We start from the raw sequence: 21,645 nt of genomic DNA, 5'->3' as shown, positions 1-21,645 counted from the left end.
TGTCAGCCTAGATGGCGCTCACAGACTTTGCTGTCGCCGCTTCCGGGAAAATTCCCATGCCGGAAATGCTATCTAGGAAGCGCTGGAACCATGGTCCCATCCGGTTTTAGTCATGCCGATTTGGCATAGGGTAGGCGGTTACGGCATTAGACGATCATTAGCTCCCTATGAATCATGTCGCCCCTTTTTTGCGGTCCGCTCGGCCATCCCGGCGGTGCCGTACTCCCGACTTCCACAAGAACTCAGAGGGTGACGACTATGACCAAGGCCAGATTGAGCCTCGCATGGCAGATTCTCATCGGGCTGGTGCTGGGTATCGCCATTGGCGCCCTGCTCAACCACTTCAGTGCCGAAAAGGCCTGGTGGATCACCAACGTCCTGCAACCGGTCGGTGACATCTTCATCCGCCTGATCAAGATGATCGTCATCCCGATCGTCATCGCTTCTCTGGTCGTCGGCATCGCTGGCGTGGGCGACGCCAAGAAGCTTGGCCGCATCGGCCTGAAGACCATCCTCTACTTCGAGATCATCACCACGGTGGCGATCGTCGTCGGCCTGCTGCTGGCCAACTTCTTCCAGCCCGGCGCCGGCATCGACATGAGCACCCTGGGTACGGTGGACATCTCCAAGTACCAGCAGACTGCCCAGGAAGTGCAGCACGACCACGCGCTGATCTCGACCCTGCTGAACCTGATCCCCTCCAACATCTTCGCCGCCGTGGCCCGTGGCGAGATGCTGCCGATCATCTTCTTCTCCGTGATGTTCGGCCTCGGCCTTTCGAGCCTTCCGGGCGAGACTCGCGAGCCAGTGGTGAAGGTGTTCCAGGGCGTGTCCGAGACCATGTTCAAGGTCACCCACATGATCATGGCGTACGCCCCCATCGGCGTATTCGCGCTGATCGCCGTGACCGTGGCCAACTTCGGCTTCGCCTCGCTGCTGCCGCTGGCCAAGCTGGTGGTGCTGGTGTACTTCGCCATCGCCTTCTTCGCCTTCATGGTCCTGGGGCTGGTGGCGCGTCTGTTCGGCTTCTCCATCATCAAGCTGATGCGCATCTTCAAGGACGAGCTGATCCTCGCGTACTCCACCGCCAGCTCCGAGACCGTCCTGCCGCGCATCATCGAGAAGATGGAAGCGTACGGCGCACCGCGCGCCATCAGCAGCTTCGTGGTCCCCACCGGCTACTCCTTCAACCTCGATGGCTCGACCCTGTACCAGAGCATCGCGGCCATCTTCATCGCCCAGCTCTACGGCATCGATCTCAGCATCAGCCAGCAGCTGCTGCTGGTGCTGACTCTGATGGTCACCTCCAAGGGGATCGCCGGTGTGCCGGGCGTCTCCTTCGTGGTCCTGCTGGCCACCCTGGGCAGCGTTGGCATCCCGCTGGAAGGCCTGGCCTTCATCGCGGGCGTCGACCGCATCATGGACATGGCCCGTACCGCGCTGAACGTGATCGGCAACGCCCTGGCGGTACTGGTCATTGCGAAGTGGGAAGGCATGTACGACGCCGAGAAGGGCCAGCGTTACCTGGCCTCCCTGCCGAGCACCGGCAACACCGCCATCTCGGCCAAGGGCCGTGCAGTCATCGACTGAGGCCGCGCCGTGCTGAACGAGAAAGCCCCGACCAGATCGGGGCTTTTTTGTTGGCGCCCTGATTCAAGCACCTGCGGGGGTGAGGGAGGCAGGATTTCACGCGGGCTCAAGGGCAGATTGAATTCGCCCCTGCGGCTACACCCCCGCTAGAATCCGCCTCACTGTTTTCTGGGGGACTGCAAATGCTCAACGGCCTGTGGCTGAGCTTCTTCCTGGTGGCGGCGGTGGCCGCGCTGGTGCGTTGGATCGGGGGGGACCCGGGTGTCTGGGCGGCGATGGTGGAGAGCCTGTTCGCCATGGCCAAGCTCTCGGTGGATGTGATGATCCTGCTATTCGGGACCCTGACCTTGTGGCTGGGTTTCCTGCGCATCGCCGAACGGGCCGGTCTTGTGGATATCCTCGCGCGTCTGCTCGGGCCACTGTTCGCCCGCCTGATGCCCGAGGTTCCACGTGGTCACCCGGCGCTCGGTCTGGTCACCTTGAGTTTCACCGCCAACGGCCTCGGCCTGGACAACGCCGCCACGCCCATCGGCCTGAAGGCGATGAAGGCACTGCAAGAGCTCAATCCCAGCAGCACGTCGGCGAGCAACGCCCAGGTGCTGTTCATGGTGATGAACGCGTCCTCCTTCGTGCTGCTGCCGGTGACCATCTTCATGTACCGCGCCCAGGCCGGTGCGAGCGATCCCGCCCTGGTGTTCCTGCCGATCCTCCTGGCCAACGCGATTTCCACCATGACGGCGCTGCTTTCGGTGGCGTTCATGCAGCGGATCAGGCTGACGGACCCGGTACTGCTCGCCTGGTTCGGCGGCGCCGCGTTGCTGCTTGGTGGCTTCATGGCAGTGCTGGCCGGTCTTTCGGCGACCGCGTTGACTGCCCTCTCCTCCCTGCTCGGCAACCTCACCCTGTTCGCGCTGATCCTCGGTTTCCTGGTGATGGGGGCGCTGCGGAAGGTGCCGATCTACGAGGCATTCGTGGAAGGTGCCAAGGAAGGCTTCGATGTGGCGAAGAACCTCCTGCCATACCTGGTCGCCATGCTCTGCGCTGTGGGTGCCCTGCGTGCTTCGGGTGCGCTGGATCAGCTGCTCGACGTCATCCGCTGGGTAGTCGAAGGCCTGGGACTGGACAGCCGTTTCGTCGAGGCACTGCCGACAGGGCTGGTCAAACCTTTCTCCGGCAGTGCCGCCCGCGCCATGCTGATCGAGACGATCCAGACCCAGGGCGTCGACAGCTTCCCGGCGCTGGTGGCCGCCACCATGCAGGGCAGCACCGAAACCACCTTCTACGTGCTGGCGGTCTACTTCGGTTCGGTGGGCATCCAGCGCGCCCGCCACGCCGTGGGCTGCGCCCTGTTGGCGGACCTGGCCGGCGTAATCGCGTCCATCATCGTCTGCTACTGGTTCTTCGGTTGAGTCACCGCTTTGTGTAGGAGCGAGCTTGCTCGCAAAAGATCGCGCTCGGATGGTTGCGCGAGCAATAACTCGGCGTTCCCCTTGCTCCAACAACCTTGGTGCTCAGTGGGGCTTGGGTGGCAGGTCGGATGGGGTCACCCGGAAGCGCAGCGTACCGATCATCTGCCCCGCTTCGGTCAGTACCTGCACCTGCCAGCGGCCCGCCGGGTCAGCCGGGAAGTTCTGCTTGTGGGTCCAGGCGCGGTAGCCGGCTTCGCGGCCGCCGTGGATGTCCAGGGCAATTCGGTCCACTTCACGGCCGTTGAAGCGCCACACGTGGTAGATGCGTTCGTTCAGCCCGCGCGGGGCGTTGATTGCCGTGTAGGCGTAGAGCCCCTTGCTGCGTAGCTCGGCGGCACTGACCTCTTCCACGCCATCGCCTGGCGTGCGCTGGTGATTGTCAAAGTCGGGCGTTACCGCCACTTCGGTAAGCCAGAGCGTCGCCGGCGGCACCCAGACCCGCGAGACCCAGCCCAGCCCGCCGAGGGCCAGGGTCAGCACCCCCAGGCCCAGGACGCGCCACCAGCGCTGTCCACGGAACACACCGAGCAGACTGACGAAGGACAGCGCCACGGCGATGCCCAACGCCCAGCGATAGCTCTGCGCGGTGGTCTGCTGGAGGATCAGTGGCAGCGCGGCCAGCAGCACGGCGAACAACGTAAGCGTGTGGTAGGCGAGGAACAGCCAGCGGCGCGACGACAGATGGCGGTTGTAGATCGGGTCGGTGATCGAGCAGATCGCGGCCACGCCCAGCAGCCCGGTGAACAGGGCCTGGCCGCTGTTCCAGCTGGTGGTGATGGCGAAGAACGGCAGCACGAAGAACAGGCTTTCCTGGTGGATCAGCTGGGTCAGGAAACGCATCAGGGGTGGCGGCAGCTCGACGCCGAAGAGGCGCTCGACACTGCGCCGGAACAGGTTCTCCAGCATCAGCCAGACCCAGCTCACCAGCAGCAGGATGGCGATCACCTTGGCCACCCGCGCCCCTCGTTCCACCAGGAAGAAGCTCGCCATGCCGGAGCAGAAGCCGTAGAGGGCGATCAGCCTCGGGTGGCGCTGCAGCAGCTCGATCAGCTTGAGCACATGGGGTTTGAAGGTCGACAGCAGCATCGGTCGCAACAGGACGTGGGGGAGGCGCGCAGGATACTGCCCACCGGAAGCCCTGAGAAGGCGCGTCGGAGCTGGGCTGACGGCCTGTCGCTCAGTCCAGCAGCAGGCGCATCTTCTGTGGCTGGTCGGGGCGGCCGTTGGGCAGGGTGACGGGCGGCAGGTCCTCCACCCAATGGAAGGCAAAACGCTGGTAAAGGCGGATCGCTGCTTCGTTGGATTTCAGCACGGTAAGTTCCACCCGGCGCATATCCTGCCGACGGCAATGTTCGAGCGCTGCCTCCATCAATTGACTGCCCAGGCCCCGGCCGCGATGGGTCTTCCTCACCTGCATGCCGAGCACGCCGAAGTCTTCCCCGGAGGCGTCCTCCATCTGGCACAGGCTGGCCGGGAATATTTCAATGGAGCCCACCAGATCGCCCTCGGCGTCGACGACGAACTGCGGCAGGTCCAGCGGCAGTGAGCGCAGCAACAGCGCCCGCATCTGCTCAAGGGGCGGTGCCTCCGCGCGCAGCAGGTACTCGCCTTCGGCGCTGACCTCGGCGAACAGCCGGTGCAAGGCTTCGATATCGCTGATGCGCAGCTTCCTGATCGACATGGGCATCCTGTCCTGGGTGAATGCTGGCACTCTGGCCCATGGGGCACCGGCTGACAACCGGGAGGCGACTGTCGCGATTGGCCACTCGCGCTGGCGACGTCGGCCACTGCTGCCGTCCGGTCGGACGGCTAAGCTGCTCTGGCCTTGCGCCTGCCAATGGCCGCAGAAGAACAACAAGAGAACCCATCGATGAACTACGACAGCAGTCAGCAACTGATTCTCGGGCTGGTGCTCGCCGCGCTGATGTTCGGCGTGGCCCTGGAGCTGCGCCTGGCCCATTTCCTCCTGGTACTGAAACGGCCCCTGCCGGCGCTGGTGGGGTTGCTCTGTCAGTGCCTGTTGTTGCCCTGGATGACCCTCGTGGTCACTCTCTTCCTCGACCTGCGCCCCGGACTGGAGCTGGGCATGTTGCTGGTGGCCGCGTGCCCCGGCGGCAACCTGTCCAACGTCATCACCCATCTGGCGCGCGGTAATACTGCGCTGTCGGTGAGCGTCACCAGTCTCTCGAGCCTGCTGGCAATCATCAGCCTGCCGCTCAACTTCGCCGCCACCGCCAGCCTCAACCCGGAAACCTACGCTTTCCTGCACGGCCAGATGAGCAGTCTGGACGTCGATGCCGGCGGCATCATCGGTGGCCTGGTCGTACTGCTGGTGCTGCCGCTGCTCGCCGGCATGGCGGTGGGCAACCTGGCGCCGGCCTTCAGTGCCCGCGTGCTGCCCTGGTTCAAACGCTTTTCCCTGCTGGCTTTTGGCGTTTTCCTGGTTGCGGCGGCAGCGGGCAACTGGCAACTGCTGGTGGCCAACGCCGGCCTGGTGCTGCTGGTGGTGGTTGGCCACAACGCCGCTGCCTTGTTGCTGGGCTGGAGCGCCTCGCGCCTGACCGGACTTGCCGATGCAGACCGCCGCGCCCTGACCATCGAGGTCGGCATGCAGAACTCCGGGCTCGCGCTCGGCCTGATCCTGACCCAGTTTGGTGGTCAGCTGGACATGGCTCTGGTGGCGGGCTTCTGGGGACTCTGGCACATCGTTTCCGGCCTCCTGCTGGTGGCTGTCTGGCGCCGCCGCGCGCCCCGCGTCCAGGAGGAAGTGCCGTGCGCGTCCTGATCACCGGTGCGGCCGGTTTCATCGGCCAGCAGGTATTGAACGACCTGGCCACGCGCCACCCGGACTGGACCCTGGTGGCCGCGGACATCCGCCCGCTGAGCCATCAAGGACTCAAGTCCAACATCGAGCCGGTTTCGCTGGACATCAGCCTGCCCCGCGAAGTGACCGCCTGCGTGCAGCGCTGGAAGCCCGATGCCATCGTGCATCTGGCTTCGGTGGTGACGCCGCCGCGCGGCATGAGCGAGGCGCGCCTCCACGCCATCGACGTCGGCGGCACCCGTGCCGTGCTGGACGCGGCTGTGGCCCACGGCGTGGGCCAACTGATCGTCACCAGCTCCGGCGCCGCCTACGGCTACTACCCGGAAAACGCGGAGTGGATCGACGAACAGCACCCGCTGCGCGGCCACGACCTCTTCGCCTATGCCCGCCACAAACGCGAGGTGGAGCTGCTGCTGGCCGACGCCCGCAGGCAACATCCACAGCTGCGCCAGCTGGTCCTGCGCCCCGGCACCATTCTCGGCGAGCAGGTGAACAACCAGATCACCGAGCTGTTCCAGAAGCGCTCGGTGCTGGGCATCAGGGGGCATGACAGCCGCTTCGTGTTCATCTGGGACCAGGACGTGGTGGCGATCATCCGCGAAGGCCTGGAGCGCGGCGCCGGTGGCATCTACAACCTGGCAGGCGATGGTGCGCTGAGCATGGCCGAGATCGCCGGCATCCTCGGCAAACCTTACCGGCCCTTGCCTGCGGGGTTGCTGCGCACCGCCCTGGCTCTGCTCAAGCCCCTTGGCCTGACCCAGTACGGTCCCGAGCAGCTGGATTTTCTGCGCTACCGCCCGGTGCTGGACAATCGCCGGCTGAAGGAAGAATTCGGCTATCGGCCGAAGTACTCCAGCCGCGAGGCATTCCTGGCGTTCCTCAAGGCGCGGGGGATAGCGTCTGTAGGGGCGAATTCGTTCGCCAAGCAGCCCGAAGGGCGGCCCTGAGGAGATCAGGCGGGGATGCTGGATATCCCGCCCCACCCGCTCCCACAAAGAGCAGAAGCGCTCAGTCCCGATGCTTCTGCCGGTACTCTCCCGGCGTCAGCCCGGTCCACTGGCGGAAGGCACGGAAGAACACGCTGGGCTCCGAGTAGCCGAGCAGCACGGCGATATCGGCGATGGGCAAGCGGCCTTCCTGCAGGTGGCGCTCGGCCAGGTGACGACGGGTGTCGTTGAGCAGTTGCTGGTAGCTGCTGCCCTCATCTGCCAGGCGCCGTTGCAGGGTGCGTTCACTGATGCCAAGGGCCGCCGCCAAGGCGCCGCGGTCGGGTTCGCCGCGCGCCAGTTGGGCGCCGAGCAGCGCTACCACCCGTGCCCGCAGCCCTTCGCTGGGCAGGCGTGCGAGCAAGGCCTCGGCGTGCTGTCGCAGCACTGCCTGCAGCGGCGGGTTGGATTGCTTCAGTGCGGCCGAGCGCAGTGACAGGGGCAGTACCAGGGCGTAGTCCTCCGCCTCGAACTGCAGCGGGCAGGCGAAGCATTGCTGGTAGAGCGTGGTATCCGCCGGCGCCGGGTGTACGAAGCAGGCCCGCACCAGACGTAGATCGGCCAGCAACGGCCGCATCAGCTCCAGCCAGAACGCCATCAGCGCCAGCACCCTTGCACGAGTGGCCGGCAACTTCGGGTGCAGCGGGCGATACAGGGTCCAGAGTTCATCGCCCCGTACTTCCAGCGCCAGGCTGCCGCCCTCTCCTACCAGACGCTGGTAGCGCAGCTCGGCTTCCAGGGCTTCGCCCAGGGTGGGGCTGCTCTGCAACAGGTAGCCGAGCACGCTGAACTGGCCGGGGGCCAGGGCGCGGCCGATGGCGATTCCCGGTTCGGGATGCGGCAGGCGGGCGTGGATGGCCGCCCAGAGTGCTTCCTGGGTGCTGAAAGCGATACGCGCATCCGGGTCGGCCAGGCGCTTTTCGTCGAGCTGGCTGGCGCGCAGCAGCTCCTCGCGGCCAAGGCCGAGCTGGGATGCGGCGTGCAGGATCGCCTGGGTCAGACTGGCGCTGACCGAGGCATTGGAGGGGTCGTGTGGCGTCATCCCCGGATTCTGCCCACGCGGCCTGCTCACTGGGAAGAGCGATTCTCAACGATGGGAGCCGATCTCCGGTTCGAAATAGCGCTGCGGCTCTTCCTGCGGGTGTTTTTCCTCCGGGATTTCCAGGGAGTCCGGGGCATCCGGGTTGTCCAGCACCGCATAGGCGATGGCGCAGAACAGCGAGTTGATGCGCTTCATGTCGCTGATCAGGCCAAGGTGCAGGGCGCTGGTCTCGATGCTCTGCACCACCTGCTGGTGCAGCCGCGAGACGTGGGCGTGGGCGTAGCGGCGTTCGAGGATGCGGAAGCGCTGCTTGGCCCGACGCAGCCGCTTGGCGTTTTCCTGATCGCCGTTGAGAAACACCGACAGCGACAGGCGCAGGTTTTCCACCAACTGGTCGTGAAGATTGACGATCTCTCCCAGCCCTTCTTCGGAGAAGGCGCGGCCCTGGGCCCTGTTCTTGCTCTGCACGTCATCGAGCATGCGCTCGATGATGTCGCCGGCCTGCTCCAGATTGATGGTCAGCTCGATGATTTCGGCCCAGCGCCGGCTGTCGCGCTCACCCAGGTCATCGCGCGGCATGCGCGCCAGGTAAAGCTTGATGGCGGTGTAGAGCGCATCGATGTCGTCATCCAGGCGGTGGATGTCCTTGCCCAGCACCGGGTCGCCGCCGCGCAGCAGATGCAACAGGTTGTTCAGCATCTGCTCGACGATATCGCCCATGCGCAGGGTCTCGCGCACGGCGTTGGCCAGGGCGAGGCTCGGAGTATCCAGGGCGGCTGGATCGAGATGGCGCGGCTTGGCGACATCGTCTGGCTGCGGTCGGTCCGGCAGCAACCAGTTGCACAGTCGCGCCATGGGTACCGTCAGGGGTAGGCAGAGAGTGCAGCGCACGCTGTTGTAGAGCAGGTGGAAGGCGATCACCAGTTCGGCGTTGGAAATGGGCCAGGTGTCGATCCAGCTGGCCAGGGGGCCCACCAGCGGCAGTACGAGGATGCAGCCGGCCAGCTTGAAGGCCAGGCTGCCCAGGGCCACGCGGCGTCCGGCGGGGTTCTGCAGGCTGCTGCTGAGCAGGGCGAGGATGCCGCTGCCGAGGTTGGCGCCGATCACCAGGCAGAGCGCCACCTTGAGGGAGATTACCTTGGACGCGGCCAGCGTGGCGGTGAGCAGAACGGCGGCCAGGCTGGAGTAAGAAATCATCGCGAACAGCGCGCCGGTCAGGGCGTCCAGCAGCACATCACCGGTCAGCGAAGAGAACAGCACCTTCACGCCCTTGGCGGTGGTGATGGGCTCGGCGGCAGCGATGATCAATTGCAGGGCGAGGATGATCAGCCCGAGTCCGATGCCTACCCGCCCGAGCTGCCCCAGGCGGGTCTGCTTGCGGGAGAGGAAGAAGATCACCCCGAAGAAGATCAGCAGTGGCGACAGCCACGACAGGTCCAGGGTCAGCACCCGCGCCATCAGGGCCGTGCCGACGTCGGCGCCGAGCATGATGGCCAGCGCCGGAGCCAGTAGCATCAACCCTTGGGAGACAAAGGAGCTGACCAGCAGTGCAGTGGCGTTGCTGCTTTGCACGAGGGCCGTGACGCCAATGCCAGCGGCGAAGGCCAGGGGCGGACGGCGGACGCTGCGACTGAGCAGGCGGCGCAGGTTGGCGCCGTACACGCGGAGGATGCCCGTTCGCACGATATGCGTGCCCCAGATGAGCAAGGCGACGGCCGAGAGGAGATTGAGCAACGTCAGCATGGTGGCCCTCCTGGCGATCTTGAAAGGCCGCCGTATCCATGCGCAGGAAGACAGCGGCGCGGTCAGGCGTTGTGTAACACGATTGTCGTTAGACCTTCATGGTCCTGGCTGATTTCAGCGAGTCGCCTGACTGGTATGGCACCTGATGACAATTAAAGACGCTTCTCGGCGATTCTGCTCATTACCGATCAATGGCTTGGCGCATGAAGCTGAGGTGGTTTCCGCGTGGTCTTCCTCATGCTGCGAACCCTGTAACGGGGGCGACCTGCGGCCGGATCGGCTGCTAACCTGTGCCGACCTTCAGACATCGGCGCTCCCATGCTCAACCTCTACCACGCCAACGACCTGGAAAGCCTCGGCGAGCTGGCCTGCACCCTGCTCGCACAACCCCAGCGCGACCCGCTGGCGCCTGCTCGGGTCGTAGTGCCGAGCCAGGGCATGGGGCGTTGGCTGACCTTGCAACTGGCGCGCAAGCAAGGCATTGCCATGCATCTGGATATCCAGCTGCCCGCGCGCTTCGTCTGGGATGTCACACGCCTTGTGCTGGGCGAGTTGCCGCCGCAATCGGCCTTCAACCCCGTGACCCTGGGCTGGCGCCTCTACGACTGGCTCTGCGAACCCGACAACCTAGCCCGTGCACCTCGTCTGGCGCAGTACCTGGGAGGCGGCGACGAACGCCGCCGCCTGACCCTCGGCTCACGCATCGCCGACGTCTTCGACCAGTACCTGCTCTACCGCGACGACTGGCTCGACACCTGGGAGCGTGGCGAATTGCTGGGACTGGGCGCGGACGAGGAGTGGCAGGCGCTGCTCTGGCGCGAACTCACTGCCGATGGCCATCCGCATCGTGCGCGCCTGCTGGGTGACCTGCTGGCGCGACTGCACGCAGGCGAAGGCATTGCAGGTCTGCCGGAACGCCTGGTGGTGTTCGGCATCAGCAGCCTGCCGCCGCATCACATGCGCGTACTGGAAGGCCTGGCGCGGCATTGCGAGGTGATCCTCTTCGCGCTCAACCCGTGCCGCGAGGCATGGGGCGACATCCGCGATATCCGCGAGTTGGCGCGGTTGCCGGAGCCGGGCATCGACGACTGGTACCTGGACGTCGGCCATCCGCTGCTGGCCAGCCTCGGCAAGCAGGGCCGCGATTTTTTCGATGCGTTGTTCACTCTGGGCGGCCAGGACATCGGCGTTTATGCCGAGGACGACGACCTGCATGACAGCAGTCTGCTGCGCGCCGTGCAGAACGACATCCTGCGCCTGCGCACCCGTCGTCCCGAAGAGCGCATGAGCCTGCGCGAGGATGATCGCTCCCTGGAAGTCCACCTTTGCCACTCGCCCCTGCGCGAAGTGGAGGTGCTGCACGACCAGCTGCTGGCGCGCTTCAAGGCCGACCCCGCACTCACCCCCGACCAGGTGGTAGTGCTGACGCCGGACATCGAGCGTTATGCCCCCTATATCGAAGCGGTCTTCGCCCCCCGCGAAGGCGTGCCGCGCATCCCCTTCAGCCTGGCCGACCGCAGCCTGCGCGCCGAGTTGCCGTTGGTGGAAGCCTTCCTCGCCCTGCTGGAGCTTCCCCAAAGCCGCTTCGCCGCCGAAGAACTCCTGGCCTGGCTGGAACAGCCGGCCCTGGCCGCTCGCGCCGGTATCGAGAACGAAGACCTTCCGCTGCTGCGCGACTGGCTGCGTGACGCCGGCGTGCGCTGGGGGCGTGATGGCGCCCACCGCGCGCGCCTTGGCCTGCCCGAGGAAGGCGCCTTCAGCTGGAGGCAGGGGCTGGACCGCCTGCTGCTGGGCTTCGCCGCGCCGCCGCAACTGGCCGGTGACTCCCCGCCCCTGCTCGGCGACAACTGGCCGCTGGATGCCCTGGAGGGCGCTCGTGCGCAGTTGCTCGGCCGTCTCGCCGGCTTCGTCCAGCGCCTTGGTGTCCTGGCCGACGACATGGCCCGGCCGCGTCCACTGGCGGAGTGGGCGGAAACCCTGCAGGGCCTGATCGACCTGCTGTTCGACGAGCGCGAGGCCGGCGACACCCTGTTGCTGCTGTCCCAGGCCTGCGGTGCCTTGCGCGAACAGGCCGAGGCCGCCGGCATCGAGCGCCCGCTGGAACTGGCCCTGGTACGCCAGCATCTGGTGGCAGCCCTGGACCAGGGCAGCGGCGCTTCGGGCTTCCTGACCGGCGCGGTGACCTTTTGCACCATGGTGCCCATGCGCAGCCTGCCGTTCCGCCAGGTCTGTTTGCTTGGACTGGACGACGGCGCCTTCCCGCGTCGTACCCCGGCGGCCGGTTTCGACCTGATAAGCCGCAAACCCCGGCGCGGTGATCGCGCCCGGCGCCTGGACGACCGTTACCTGTTGCTGGAAACCCTGCAATCGGCACGCGACGGGCTTTATCTCAGTTTTGTCGGACGCGACCCACGGGATAACGCGCACCTGCCGCCTTCCGTGCTGGTCAGCGAGCTGCTGGAAACCATCGACCTCACCGCTATTGCCGGTGCGCACAAGGCAAGCGAGCGGGTGCTGGTGATGCATCCGCTGCAACCTTTCGCCTCGGGCAACTTCGTCGGTGGCCAGCAGGCCGGCTTTGCCGCGCCTTGGTTCCGCGCGGCTCAACGTCTGGCGGAAACGCCCCAGGCCGCCGCGGCGCCCTTCGCCTTGCCGCTACCGGAGCCCGATGCCGACTGGCTGACCCTCGAGCCCTCGCAGTTGATCCAGTGCTTCCGCCATCCGGCGCGCTTTCTCCTCGAACAGCGCCTTGGCCTGCGTCTGGCGGACACCGAGGAAGCCCTGGCCAGCGACGAGCCTTTCAGCCTTGAAGGCCCGGCCTGGCGCGGCCTGCGCCAGCTCGCCCTGGACGCCGTGGAACGCGACTGGTCTGAGACTGACGAACGACGCATTGCCCGTGCCGCTGGCTGGCTACCGGTCGGCGAGCTGGGCCACGCCCTCTGGGGCCAGCTGCGTGGCCCGGTACGTGCCTTCGCCCCGCGCCTGTTTGAGGCGCGACCGGAGGCGGTGCCGCAGCCGTTGCTGGTGGATATCGAACTGGCCGGTGTACGCATTCACGGCTGGCTCGATGGGGTGACGCCCGACGGCCTGTTTGGCTGGCGCCTGAACCGACTCGGCGAATGGGAGCTCGCGCCGTTCTGGCTGCGCCATCTGTTGCTCAACCTCGCCGCCACGCCCGGCATTGCGCGCGACAGCCGCCTGCTATCGCCGGCTGGCGACTGGCAGGCCGGTCCCCTGGCGAACGCCCGCGAACTGCTGGAGCCCTGGTTGCACGCCTATCGCGAAGCTCTATGCGCGCCCCTGCCTCTGTTGACCAAGGCCAGCTATGGCTTCGCCCACGGCCTGCGCAAACCCGGTCGCAAGGAGCCGATCGACGCTGCCCGTTCCAAGGCGCGTGTGGCCTGGGAAGGCATCGACTTCGGCCCGCTCGGCGAATCCCATGACCCCTGGTACGCCCTCGCCTTCCGCGATCGTGAACCCCTGGACGAGCGCTTCGAACAACTGGCCGAAACCCTGTTCGGCCCGGCACTGGATGCCCTGGCGGGAGATGACGATGAGGAATGACGCCGTGTACCCCAGCAGGTGCCAATTCACTTCTGGGGGCGAATTCATCTGTAGGGGCGAATTCATTCGCCAAGCAGACCGCAGGTCTGCCTGTCGAAACCAGGCAGCGGCGTTGATTTCCCTCACCCCAACCCTCTCCCAGAGGGAGAGGGGGTTTGTCCGGTGCCGTCCCGAACTCCCTGTCGGAGCGAGTTCATTCGCGAAACCGGTCACCTGCCTGACCGACAAGGAGCAGCCATGAGCCTCGACCTGCTCAAGGACCCCTTCACCGGCCGCAGCCTGATCGAGGCCAGCGCCGGTACCGGCAAGACCTGGACCCTGACCGCCCTGTATGCGCGCTTGTTGCTGGAGCGCCAGCTCGGCGTCGGGCAGATCCTGGTGGTGACCTACACCACGGCCGCTACCGCCGAGCTGCGCGAGCGCATTCGCGCGCGGTTGGCGGCATTGCTCGCCATGTACGAGGGCGCGCTGGCGCCCGATCCGGTGCTGGCCGGGCTGTATGCCCAGTACCCCGGTGAAGACGCCCATCGCCGCCTGTTGCTGGCGGTGCATGGTTTCGACGAGGCGGCCATCTTCACCATCCACGGCTTCTGCCAACGCGCGCTTCAGGATGCCGCGTTCGAGGCCGGAGGCGACTTCGACAGCGAACTGGCAACCGACGACCGTGAAGTGCTGGATGCGCTGCTCGCCGATCTCTGGCGGCGCGAGCTGGCGGAAGCCGAACCGGCCTGGGCGCGCTTCCTGGCGCAGAAGCGCATCACCCCGGTCTCGCTGCGCCAGCGCCTGCGTTCGCACCTGGGCAAGCCTTACCTGCGTGTCGAACCGCGTGAGCTGAAGGCTGGCGATCTGTCCGCTGCCAGCGAAGCCTGGACCCACGCCCAGGCTTTCTGGCAACGCCAGGGTGCCGAGTGCGTGGCCCAGCTCGCCCAGCTCGATGGCCTCAACAAGCGCAGCTACGACGCCGCCAAATTTGCGATATGGCAGACCGAACTGGATGCCTACTTCGCCGACCCCGCCGCCCTCTTCGCGCCGCCAACGGGCCTGGAGAAGCTCGGCACCGAGGCGCTGGCCAAGGCCACCAAGAAGGGCTTCGATGCGCCGGACCATGCCCTCTGTGCCGCGCTGCAAAGGCTCTTCGACGCCCTGGCAGAAGCCGCTCCCGCGGGTGAGGCCCGTCTGATCGACCTGCAGGTACGCCTGCTGGACACCCTCAACCGAGAGCTGCCGGCACGCAAGGCTGCCCAGCGTCTGCTGGCCTTCGACGATCTGCTCAATCGCCTTGACGACGCCTTGTGCGGACCGGCAGGCGATGCGCTGGGCGAGGCCTTGCGCGAGCGCTATCCGGTGGCGCTGATCGACGAGTTCCAGGACACCGACCCGGTGCAATACGCGATCTTCCACCGGGTATACGAAGAACGGGGCGACCTGTGTTTCGTCGGCGATCCCAAGCAGGCCATCTACGCCTTCCGTGGCGCCGACCTCGCCACCTACCTCAAGGCCCGCGACGAGGCCGCGCGACAGTACAGCCTGGACACCAACCACCGTTCCACACCGCAGCTGATCGCAGCCCTCAATCAGGTCTTCGACCGCCCCCTGCCATTCGCCGAACCCGGCCTCGACTACCCGCCCGTGGGAGCCAGCAGCAAGGCTCGCGCGCGGCTGGTGCTGCCTGAAGCCGTTGCGCCGCTGGAACTGGTGTGGCTGGGGGATGAACCGCTTGGCAAGGGCGAAGCGGGCGGTGCGGTGGCCACGGATACCGCGCGCCGCATTGCCGGTCTGCTGGCCGCCAGTGCGCGTGGAGAGGCATATTTCGAAGAAGATGGCGTACGTTCGCCACTCAAGGGCGGGGACATCGCTGTGCTGGTGGCCAGCCACCGTCAGGCCGGTGATGTGGCTGCCGAGCTGGCCGACCGTGGTGTACCCAGCGTGCGTCGGGGGCGAGACAGCGTCTGGCACAGCGAAGAGGCTGCGGAACTGGCGGCAGTACTGGCGGCCTACGCCGAGCCCGGTCGTGAAGGCGTGCTGCGCTATGCCCTGTCCACCCGCCTGCTGGGCCGGGACGCGCAGCAACTGGCGCGCTGCCAGGATGACGAACACGCCTGGGACGAAGAGCGCGAGAATGCCGAGCGTTATCACCAGCTCTGGCAACAGCAGGGCTTCATGCGGGCCTTCCGCGCCTGGCTCGATGAGCAAGGCGTGGCCGAGCGTCTGATTGCCCTGCCCGATGGCGAGCGACGGCTGACCAACCTCCTCCACCTGGCCGAACTGCTGCAAACCGAAAGCCTCCAGCGGCCTGGCCTGGAACCGCTGCTGACCTGGTTCAACGCCCAGCGTGCCGCCGAGAGCCATGGCGACGATGCGTTGCTGCGCCTGGAAAGCGATGCCGAGCGGGTGCAGATCGTCACCGTGCACACCAGCAAGGGCCTGGAGTACCCGCTGGTGTTCTGCCCCTACCTCTGGGACGGCGCGTTGTTGCGCCGCGAAGAGGACATCACCTGCCACGCCGAGGACGGAACGCCGTTGCTCGATCTCGGCGGAGAGGATTACGACAACCATCGCGCAACTGCCCGCCGCGAACGCTTTGCCGAACGCTTGCGCCTGGCCTATGTGGCCTTGACCCGTGCCCGCGACCGTCTCTGGCTGCACTGGGGCCCCGTGGCCCTGCCCAAGGCGAAGAAGGATGGCGAGCTTCCGGAGGATGGCCTGCACAGTTGCGCCCTCGCCTGGCTGCTGCATGGCCGCGAACTGGACGAGGCCGATGTACTGGCCGCCCTCGCCCGGCACCTGGCCAGCCGCGATGGCGTCGCCCTGCGCGCCGAGCTGGAAACCCTGGCCAACGCCAGCGAAGGTCAGATTGCGGTTGTCGAACTGCAGGCCGAGGAAGCCAGTGCGCAAGGCGAATCCCGCGCGCTGCCCCCGGCCGGTCTCGCCACGCTGGAGCGGACCCTGGCCAGCGCCTGGCGGGTGGGTAGTTTCTCTGGCCTGGCCGCCGGCCTGCATATGGAAGCGCCTGACCGTGACGGTCTGGTGATACCGCCGGCCACCGAGCCGGGCAGCGGCTTCTTCGCTTTCCCCCGCGGCGCCCGCGCCGGTACCTGCCTGCACGCGGTGCTGGAAGACTGGATGCGCGGCGAGGGCGAGTTGTCGGCGCTGGTGCAGAAGCATTTGCAGGGCCACGGCCTGCCGGACAGCTGGACGGACATCGCCAGCGCCCACCTGCAACTGGTGCTGGATACCGACCTGGATGGCCAGGGGCTGAGTCTGTCCGCCCTCGCCGCTCACCGACGGTTGCCGGAGCTGGGTTTCACTTTCCCGGTGGCCGGGCTGGATGTCGGCCGTCTGCGGGCGATCCTCACCGATCCTGTCCACGCACTGCCGGATGCCATGCGCGCGGCCGCCGAGCGTCTGGAGTTCGACACCCTCAAGGGCTTCATGAAGGGCTTCATCGACCTGACTTTCGAGCATGACGGGCGCTGGTACATCGCCGACTACAAGTCCAACTGGCTTGGCCCGGATGCCAGCTACTACGGCGGCGATCGCCTGACGCAAGCCATCGCCGCCGAGCACTATCACCTGCAGTACCTGATCTATCTCGTAGCGCTGCGGCGCTTCCTGCGCCAGCGCCTGGACGGTTTCTCCAGCGAGCAACTGGGCGGTGCCTGGTACCTGTTCCTGCGCGGCATGCCGGACGCGGGTGTGTTCTTCCATCGTCCTGCCGACAGCTTGCTGGATGCGCTGGACCTGTTGTTCGAGGAGGGCCACTGATGGGCCTGGCCGACTGGTCCCTGGGACCGCTGGAGCGCCATTTCACCGAGAGCCTGCAACGCCTCGATCCGCAGGCGGCGGACTCTGTGCTGGCCGCCGCTGCCCTGTGCTGCCAGGCGCTGGGAGCTGGTGATGTCTGCCTGCCCCTGGCGCGCTGGGCCGGACAATCGCTGTTTGTCGAGGGAGGCTCCGGTGTACAGGCCCCCACCCTGCCCGTCTGGCTGACCGCACTGCAGGCATCGCCCCTGGTGGCGCCGCCCGGCGGCTATGCGCCGCTGACCCTGGATGGCGCCCGGCTCTACCTGAGCCGCTACCACGCCTATGAGGCGCATCTGGCGGACAACCTGCTGCAACGCGCGCTGGCCCGACCTGTGGTGGACGAAGTGCAATTGGGCGAATCCTTGCAGCGGCTGTTCGCCCGCAATACCCAGCAGCCGGATTGGCAGCGCCTGGCAGCGGCTCAGGCCGTGCGCCGCAACCTCGCGGTGATCTCCGGTGGCCCCGGCACCGGCAAGACCACCACCGTGGTGCGCCTGCTCGCGGCCTTGCTGGAACAGCCGGGCGGTGAGCGGCTGGCTATCGGCCTGGCTGCGCCCACCGGCAAGGCCGCCGCGCGCATGGCCGAGGCCATCCGCAACGCCAAGGCCGAACTGCCGGTGAGCGACACTATCAAGGCAGTCCTGCCCGAAGAGGCACGCACCCTGCACCGGCTCCTCGGCAGCCGTGGCGACACGCCAAAGGTTCGCCATCACGCTGATAACCCGCTGCCGCTGGATGTGCTGGTGGTGGACGAAGCCTCCATGGTCGACCTGGCGCTGATGGCCAAGCTGCTTGACGCCCTGCCTCCCAATGCCCGGCTGATCCTGCTGGGTGACAAGGACCAACTGGCGGCGGTGGAGGCTGGCGCGGTGTTCGCTGAGCTTTGCGAAGGCCGTGGCCTGGACTCCGTGGCGGCGGCAGACCTCACGCGTATCACCGGCCAGCCAGTGCCGGTGGAGCAACCCCGTTCGCGCCTGGGCGATGCCGTGGTGCTGCTGACCCATAGCCATCGTTTCGCGGGCGACAGCGGCATTGGCGAACTGGCGCGGCGCATCAACGGCGGTGATGCTCGCGGCACTCAGGAATTGCTACGTGGCGGCCATCCGGACCTGGTCTGGAACGCTGGCCCTACCCCGACTGCCTTGCTGGAGCGGCTGGAGGCGGGTTATGCCCCCTACTTCGCTGCTGTACGCACTGCCGACCCCGAGTCGGCGTTCGCCGCCTTCAACGGTTTCCGCGCCCTGACCGCCCAGCGTGAAGGCCCCTGGGGTGTCAGTGGCATCAACGAAACCTTCGAGGCGCGCATCAAGCGACGGCTGGGCGTGCCTTCCCGCGAGCGCTGGTACCCCGGTCGGGCGGTGATGGTGCGGCAGAACGATTACGCCCTTGGTCTGTTCAATGGCGATATCGGCCTGTGCCTGGCCACGCCCCATGGCCTGCGGGTGTTCTTTGAAGGCGACGAGGGCTATCGCCCCTTCGCCCCGGCCCGCCTGCCCAGCCACGACAGTGCCTTCGCCATGACGGTTCACAAGAGCCAGGGGTCGGAGTTCACCGAGGTGTTGTTGGCGTTGCCGGAACAGCCCAGCCCGTTGCTCAGCCGCGCGCTGTTCTACACCGGCATCACCCGGGCGAAGAAGAAGGTAGAGATCTGGGGCCTGCCGGCACGCCTGGCTGAGGCGGTCTCGACTCGCGCCGAGCGAGCAGCAGGATTGGCAGAGCGCCTGAAATTCATGCCGCAGGCCGACAGCCCACCAGCGGCGGCACCCATAGCGGACAAGGGACAGGATCAGTTGAGCCTGTTCTGATCAAGACGCGGCTGGAACCGCCCTTGTAGGTTGGGCAGAGGAACGAAGCCAAACGGTGCGGGGTGGGGTGTTTCTTCGTTAGGCCGAGCTCCGCTCGACCAGCCTGGCCCGGACCAGCGTACGGGCTACGGGCCGCTGGGCGGCCAGTTGCGAAAGAATTCGCCCCATAAACAACAAGCCCGGCATCCGCCGGGCTTTGAGGGTTTACAGCGAGTTGCGATCAGCTGATGTGCTGGGCTTGCGGCAGGCGATCGGAGCCACCTTCGGCTACACGGATAGCGTTGGTACGGTCGGAACCGCCTTCAGCTACGCGGAAGCCATTGGTGCGGTCGGAACCACTTTCAGCAATACGGTTGGCACCGGTGCGGTCAGAGCCACCTTCAGCAATGCGGTTGGCGCCCGTGCGATCGGAACCGCCTTCGGCTACGCGGTCCAGCACCATGAAGCTGCCTTCGGCCGCAACCGGCTCGATGACCTGGATGTAGGCGCCGTCCTTCGACTCGCCCAGTACCGGTTGGGAGTCGGACGGCAGGGCGAAGACACTGGTGCTCAGGCTGGCGATGAACAGGGCGGCGAAGGCTTGGGTTTTCATGATCGGGGGCTCCTCAAGGGGGCTGGAAACTGGGTACGGAGCCAATCTTACGGACGGGGGTGCGATTAAAAAGTGATCACTCTAGATAGAGAACATCAACGCTGTTGATGGTATGAAAAGTCGTTCTGAATCAGTTGCATATAGGCAGTTGAGGCCGCCAATGGCCGCGTGGCGAGCGACCGACCCATGTCGCCATTCGTCAGCAATCCCTCCCAGGCGTTGAAAGCGGTCAATCCTTCCTTTGTCGCCCGGACCCGCACAGGGAGGTCAGCATGGCCAAGCGTACCGCCACGACAAAGTCCCGCAGGAGGGCTGCGCCCAGGCAGCTGGATGTCCGCCGCGACTCCATGGATTTTCGCGACCTCACCTATTCCGCATCCCTGGCGCCACTCCCCGACGAGCTATTCCCGGACTGGCAACTGCTGCACATCCTCGACCAGGGCGAGGAAGGTGCCTGCACGGGCTTCGGCCTGGCTGCGGCGGTCAATTACCTGCGTAGCCGGTGCGCGCTGCCCGGCCGGGCCAGCCCGGCGATGCTCTTCGCCATGGCCAGGCGCTACGACCAGTGGCCAGGTGAGAACTACGACTTCAGCAGCGCCCGGGGCGCGATGAAGGGCTGGCACAAGCACGGTGTCTGCCAGGAAGACAGCTGGGCTGGTGGCGGCGGCCTGACCCCGGCGATTCAGCAGGAGGCGTTGGATATGCCGCTGGGCGCGTATTTCCGGGTCTTCTCGCGGATCAACGACGTCCAGGCGGCCTTGCGTGACGTCGGCGTGCTGTTCGCCTCGGCGCGTACCCACGAGGGCTGGCGCTCGCCACGGCGCGGGGTGATCGACTGGAAGCCGGATGCGCTGGACGTTGGCGGTGGGCACGCCTTCGCCATCGTCGGCTACACCCGTGACGGCTTCCTGGTGCAGAACTCCTGGGGGCCTGATTGGGGCGGCTACCGTCAGGGCAAGGCCGTGTACGCCGGTGTGGCGCTGTGGAGCTATGCCGATTTCGAGGCCAATGTCTGGGATGTCTGGGTCGCCCAGCTGGGCGTTGCGGTGAACCATGGCGTCACCGATACCGCGACCCGATACGTGTCCGATGGCGGCACCGCGCGCCTGGCCTTGCAGGGCCCGCCCCAGGAGGCCATCTACCTGCATTACCTGCACATCGACGATGGCCACTTCGACGGCCTGGGCCAGTACGCCTCGGACCTGACCCAGTTGGACGCCATCATCGAAGAGCTGCAGCACAGCCGGCCGCAGCACTTGCTGCTCTATGCCCATGGCGGCCTGAACAGCGTGAACGGCTCGGCCATGCGCGCCTTCAAGTGGCGACCGGCGTGTCGCGATAACGAGATCCACGAACTGCATTTCATCTGGGAAACCGGGCTGCTGGCCGAGTTGGGCGACATCCTGCTCCGCAAGCTGCCGCTGGTGGGGGAACGCGTGGGATCGGTGAGCTCGTGGTGGGATAACCAGATGGAGAGCCTGGTGCAGCCGGCCGGGTTCGCACTCTGGCAGGAAATGAAGCTGGACGTCGAGCGGGCCTTCCGCAAGGGTGCGGCGGGCACGCTGGCGCTGCAACGCCTGGTCGGCTGGTTGGCGGCCCAGGGGGCGCAGGCGCCCAAGGTGCATCTGGTTGGGCACAGCGCCGGCTCCATCTGGCATGCCCGTCTGTTGCAGGTCTGGCAGGCGCTGAATGGTCCTGTCATCGACAATCTCGTGCTGTTTGCCCCGGCCTGCACCCTGGAGCTATACCAGTCGACCTTCCTCAAGGCGCTGGGCAAGGGCATTCGCCAGCAGACTCTGTTCATCCTGTCAGATCAGGCTGAGCAGGAGGACAACGTTGCCGGGGCTTACCGCAAGTCGCTGCTCTACCTGGTTTCCAATGCGCTGGAAGACAAGCAGCGGCGGGTACCGCTGCTCGGTATGCAGAAGTTCCAGCCGCCCCAGCAGCCGCCCGGCAGTTCCCTGGTGGTGGCCGACACCGGCAGCCCGGCCAGCCGGAGCACCAGCCATGGCGGTTTCGACAACGACCTGCAGACCATGGACAGCCTGCTGAGACTGCTGCTGGGCGGTGGCAGCTTCCGTGGCTTCAAGGCGGAGGAATTGAAGGGGTATTGAATATTGAATTCATTCGCCAGGCAGGCCGAAGGCCTGCCCTTGGACCGCGGGGGGGGGCAGCTGCGCAGCCCTTGGCGAATGAATTCGCCCCTACAAGTAAACCGTGAGCAAT

Annotated in this window: 13 protein-coding genes; 8 read left to right on the top strand and 5 right to left on the bottom strand. The window is 66.3% G+C overall.

The genetic code is table 11. The features are described 5' to 3' along the window. The first annotated feature begins 258 nt into the window (after positions 1-258). Complete coding sequence (gene gltP / locus D6Z43_RS19675; protein ID WP_120653751.1) at positions 259-1,590, top strand: glutamate/aspartate:proton symporter GltP; 1,332 nt, start codon at positions 259-261, stop codon at positions 1,588-1,590. Positions 1,591-1,772: 182 nt separating this feature from the next. Further along, entirely contained in the window at positions 1,773-2,999 is a 1,227-nt protein-coding gene (locus D6Z43_RS19670) for a nucleoside recognition domain-containing protein (protein ID WP_120653750.1), read from the top strand. A 102-nt stretch (positions 3,000-3,101) separates the two neighbouring features. Here D6Z43_RS19670 and D6Z43_RS19665 read toward each other — a convergent pair whose 3' ends face one another. Then, entirely contained in the window at positions 3,102-4,145 is a 1,044-nt protein-coding gene (locus D6Z43_RS19665) for a DUF5924 family protein (protein ID WP_120653749.1), read from the bottom strand. A 91-nt stretch (positions 4,146-4,236) separates the two neighbouring features. Continuing rightward, positions 4,237-4,740 carry a GNAT family N-acetyltransferase gene (locus D6Z43_RS27980; RefSeq protein ID WP_162945858.1) on the bottom strand — a complete coding sequence of 168 codons (504 nt, stop codon included), beginning with the start codon at positions 4,738-4,740 and terminating at the stop codon, positions 4,237-4,239. Between the two features lie 189 nt (positions 4,741-4,929). Here D6Z43_RS27980 and D6Z43_RS19655 point away from each other — a divergent pair, with 189 nt between their 5' ends. Beyond that, entirely contained in the window at positions 4,930-5,844 is a 915-nt protein-coding gene (locus D6Z43_RS19655; RefSeq protein WP_120653747.1) for a bile acid:sodium symporter family protein, read from the top strand. Beyond that, positions 5,832-6,830 (top strand): SDR family oxidoreductase, encoded by a 999-nt coding sequence (locus D6Z43_RS19650; protein ID WP_120653746.1) that lies wholly within the window; start codon positions 5,832-5,834, stop codon positions 6,828-6,830. The genes D6Z43_RS19655 and D6Z43_RS19650 overlap by 13 nt, the downstream gene beginning before the upstream one ends. A gap of 61 nt (positions 6,831-6,891) precedes the next feature. Here D6Z43_RS19650 and D6Z43_RS19645 read toward each other — a convergent pair whose 3' ends face one another. Both D6Z43_RS19645 and D6Z43_RS19640 read right to left on the bottom strand, forming a co-directional pair. Further along, complete coding sequence (locus D6Z43_RS19645) at positions 6,892-7,911, bottom strand: AraC family transcriptional regulator (RefSeq protein ID WP_120653745.1); 1,020 nt, start codon at positions 7,909-7,911, stop codon at positions 6,892-6,894. Between the two features lie 45 nt (positions 7,912-7,956). Next, on the bottom strand, positions 7,957-9,654 hold the full coding sequence (locus tag D6Z43_RS19640; RefSeq protein WP_120653744.1) for a Na/Pi cotransporter family protein: 1,698 nt from the start codon (positions 9,652-9,654) through the stop codon (positions 7,957-7,959). Positions 9,655-9,972: 318 nt separating this feature from the next. Between D6Z43_RS19640 and recC the strand changes: the two genes are divergently transcribed. The 3 genes from recC to recD all read left to right on the top strand — a co-directional run bounded on the left by recC (position 9,973) and on the right by recD (position 18,827). Further along, entirely contained in the window at positions 9,973-13,218 is a 3,246-nt protein-coding gene (recC, locus tag D6Z43_RS19635; RefSeq protein ID WP_120653743.1) for an exodeoxyribonuclease V subunit gamma, read from the top strand. A 237-nt stretch (positions 13,219-13,455) separates the two neighbouring features. Then, on the top strand, positions 13,456-16,983 hold the full coding sequence (recB, locus tag D6Z43_RS19630; RefSeq protein ID WP_120653742.1) for an exodeoxyribonuclease V subunit beta: 3,528 nt from the start codon (positions 13,456-13,458) through the stop codon (positions 16,981-16,983). Continuing rightward, positions 16,983-18,827, top strand: coding sequence for an exodeoxyribonuclease V subunit alpha (recD, locus tag D6Z43_RS19625; protein WP_256660887.1), 1,845 nt, complete (start codon positions 16,983-16,985; stop codon positions 18,825-18,827). Before recB ends, recD begins: the two co-directional genes overlap by 1 nt. 220 nt (positions 18,828-19,047) lie before the next feature. Here the strand turns inward: recD and D6Z43_RS19620 are convergent, their stop codons facing one another. After that, entirely contained in the window at positions 19,048-19,419 is a 372-nt protein-coding gene (locus tag D6Z43_RS19620; RefSeq protein WP_120653741.1) for a phage infection protein, read from the bottom strand. A gap of 272 nt (positions 19,420-19,691) precedes the next feature. On the opposite strand from D6Z43_RS19620, the gene D6Z43_RS19615 reads away from it, so the two are divergent. Beyond that, positions 19,692-21,533, top strand: a complete 1,842-nt coding sequence (locus D6Z43_RS19615) for a C1 family peptidase (protein ID WP_162945857.1) — start codon at positions 19,692-19,694, stop codon at positions 21,531-21,533. The last annotated feature ends 112 nt before the right edge of the window (positions 21,534-21,645 follow it).

Origin of the sequence: Pseudomonas sp. DY-1 (assembly GCF_003626975.1) — a bacterium.
In the GTDB taxonomy this organism is placed as follows: Bacteria; Pseudomonadota; Gammaproteobacteria; order Pseudomonadales; family Pseudomonadaceae; genus Metapseudomonas.
This window is presented reverse-complemented; position numbering and strand designations above follow the sequence as displayed.

Bases quoted from the DNA above. Each gene is read 5' to 3' on its own strand.
- recC (WP_120653743.1), top strand. From the start codon at position 9,973: ATGCTCAACCTCTACCACGCCAACGACCTGGAAAGCCTCGGCGAGCTG.
- recD (WP_256660887.1), top strand. From the start codon at position 16,983: ATGGGCCTGGCCGACTGGTCCCTGGGACCGCTGGAGCGCCATTTCACC.
- D6Z43_RS27980 (WP_162945858.1), bottom strand. From the start codon at position 4,740: ATGTCGATCAGGAAGCTGCGCATCAGCGATATCGAAGCCTTGCACCGG.
- D6Z43_RS19615 (WP_162945857.1), top strand. From the start codon at position 19,692: ATGGCCAAGCGTACCGCCACGACAAAGTCCCGCAGGAGGGCTGCGCCC.
- D6Z43_RS19655 (WP_120653747.1), top strand. From the start codon at position 4,930: ATGAACTACGACAGCAGTCAGCAACTGATTCTCGGGCTGGTGCTCGCC.
- D6Z43_RS19665 (WP_120653749.1), bottom strand. From the start codon at position 4,145: ATGCTGCTGTCGACCTTCAAACCCCATGTGCTCAAGCTGATCGAGCTG.
- recB (WP_120653742.1), top strand. From the start codon at position 13,456: ATGAGCCTCGACCTGCTCAAGGACCCCTTCACCGGCCGCAGCCTGATC.
- D6Z43_RS19640 (WP_120653744.1), bottom strand. From the start codon at position 9,654: ATGCTGACGTTGCTCAATCTCCTCTCGGCCGTCGCCTTGCTCATCTGG.
- gltP (WP_120653751.1), top strand. From the start codon at position 259: ATGACCAAGGCCAGATTGAGCCTCGCATGGCAGATTCTCATCGGGCTG.
- D6Z43_RS19670 (WP_120653750.1), top strand. From the start codon at position 1,773: ATGCTCAACGGCCTGTGGCTGAGCTTCTTCCTGGTGGCGGCGGTGGCC.
- D6Z43_RS19620 (WP_120653741.1), bottom strand. From the start codon at position 19,419: ATGAAAACCCAAGCCTTCGCCGCCCTGTTCATCGCCAGCCTGAGCACC.
- D6Z43_RS19645 (WP_120653745.1), bottom strand. From the start codon at position 7,911: ATGACGCCACACGACCCCTCCAATGCCTCGGTCAGCGCCAGTCTGACC.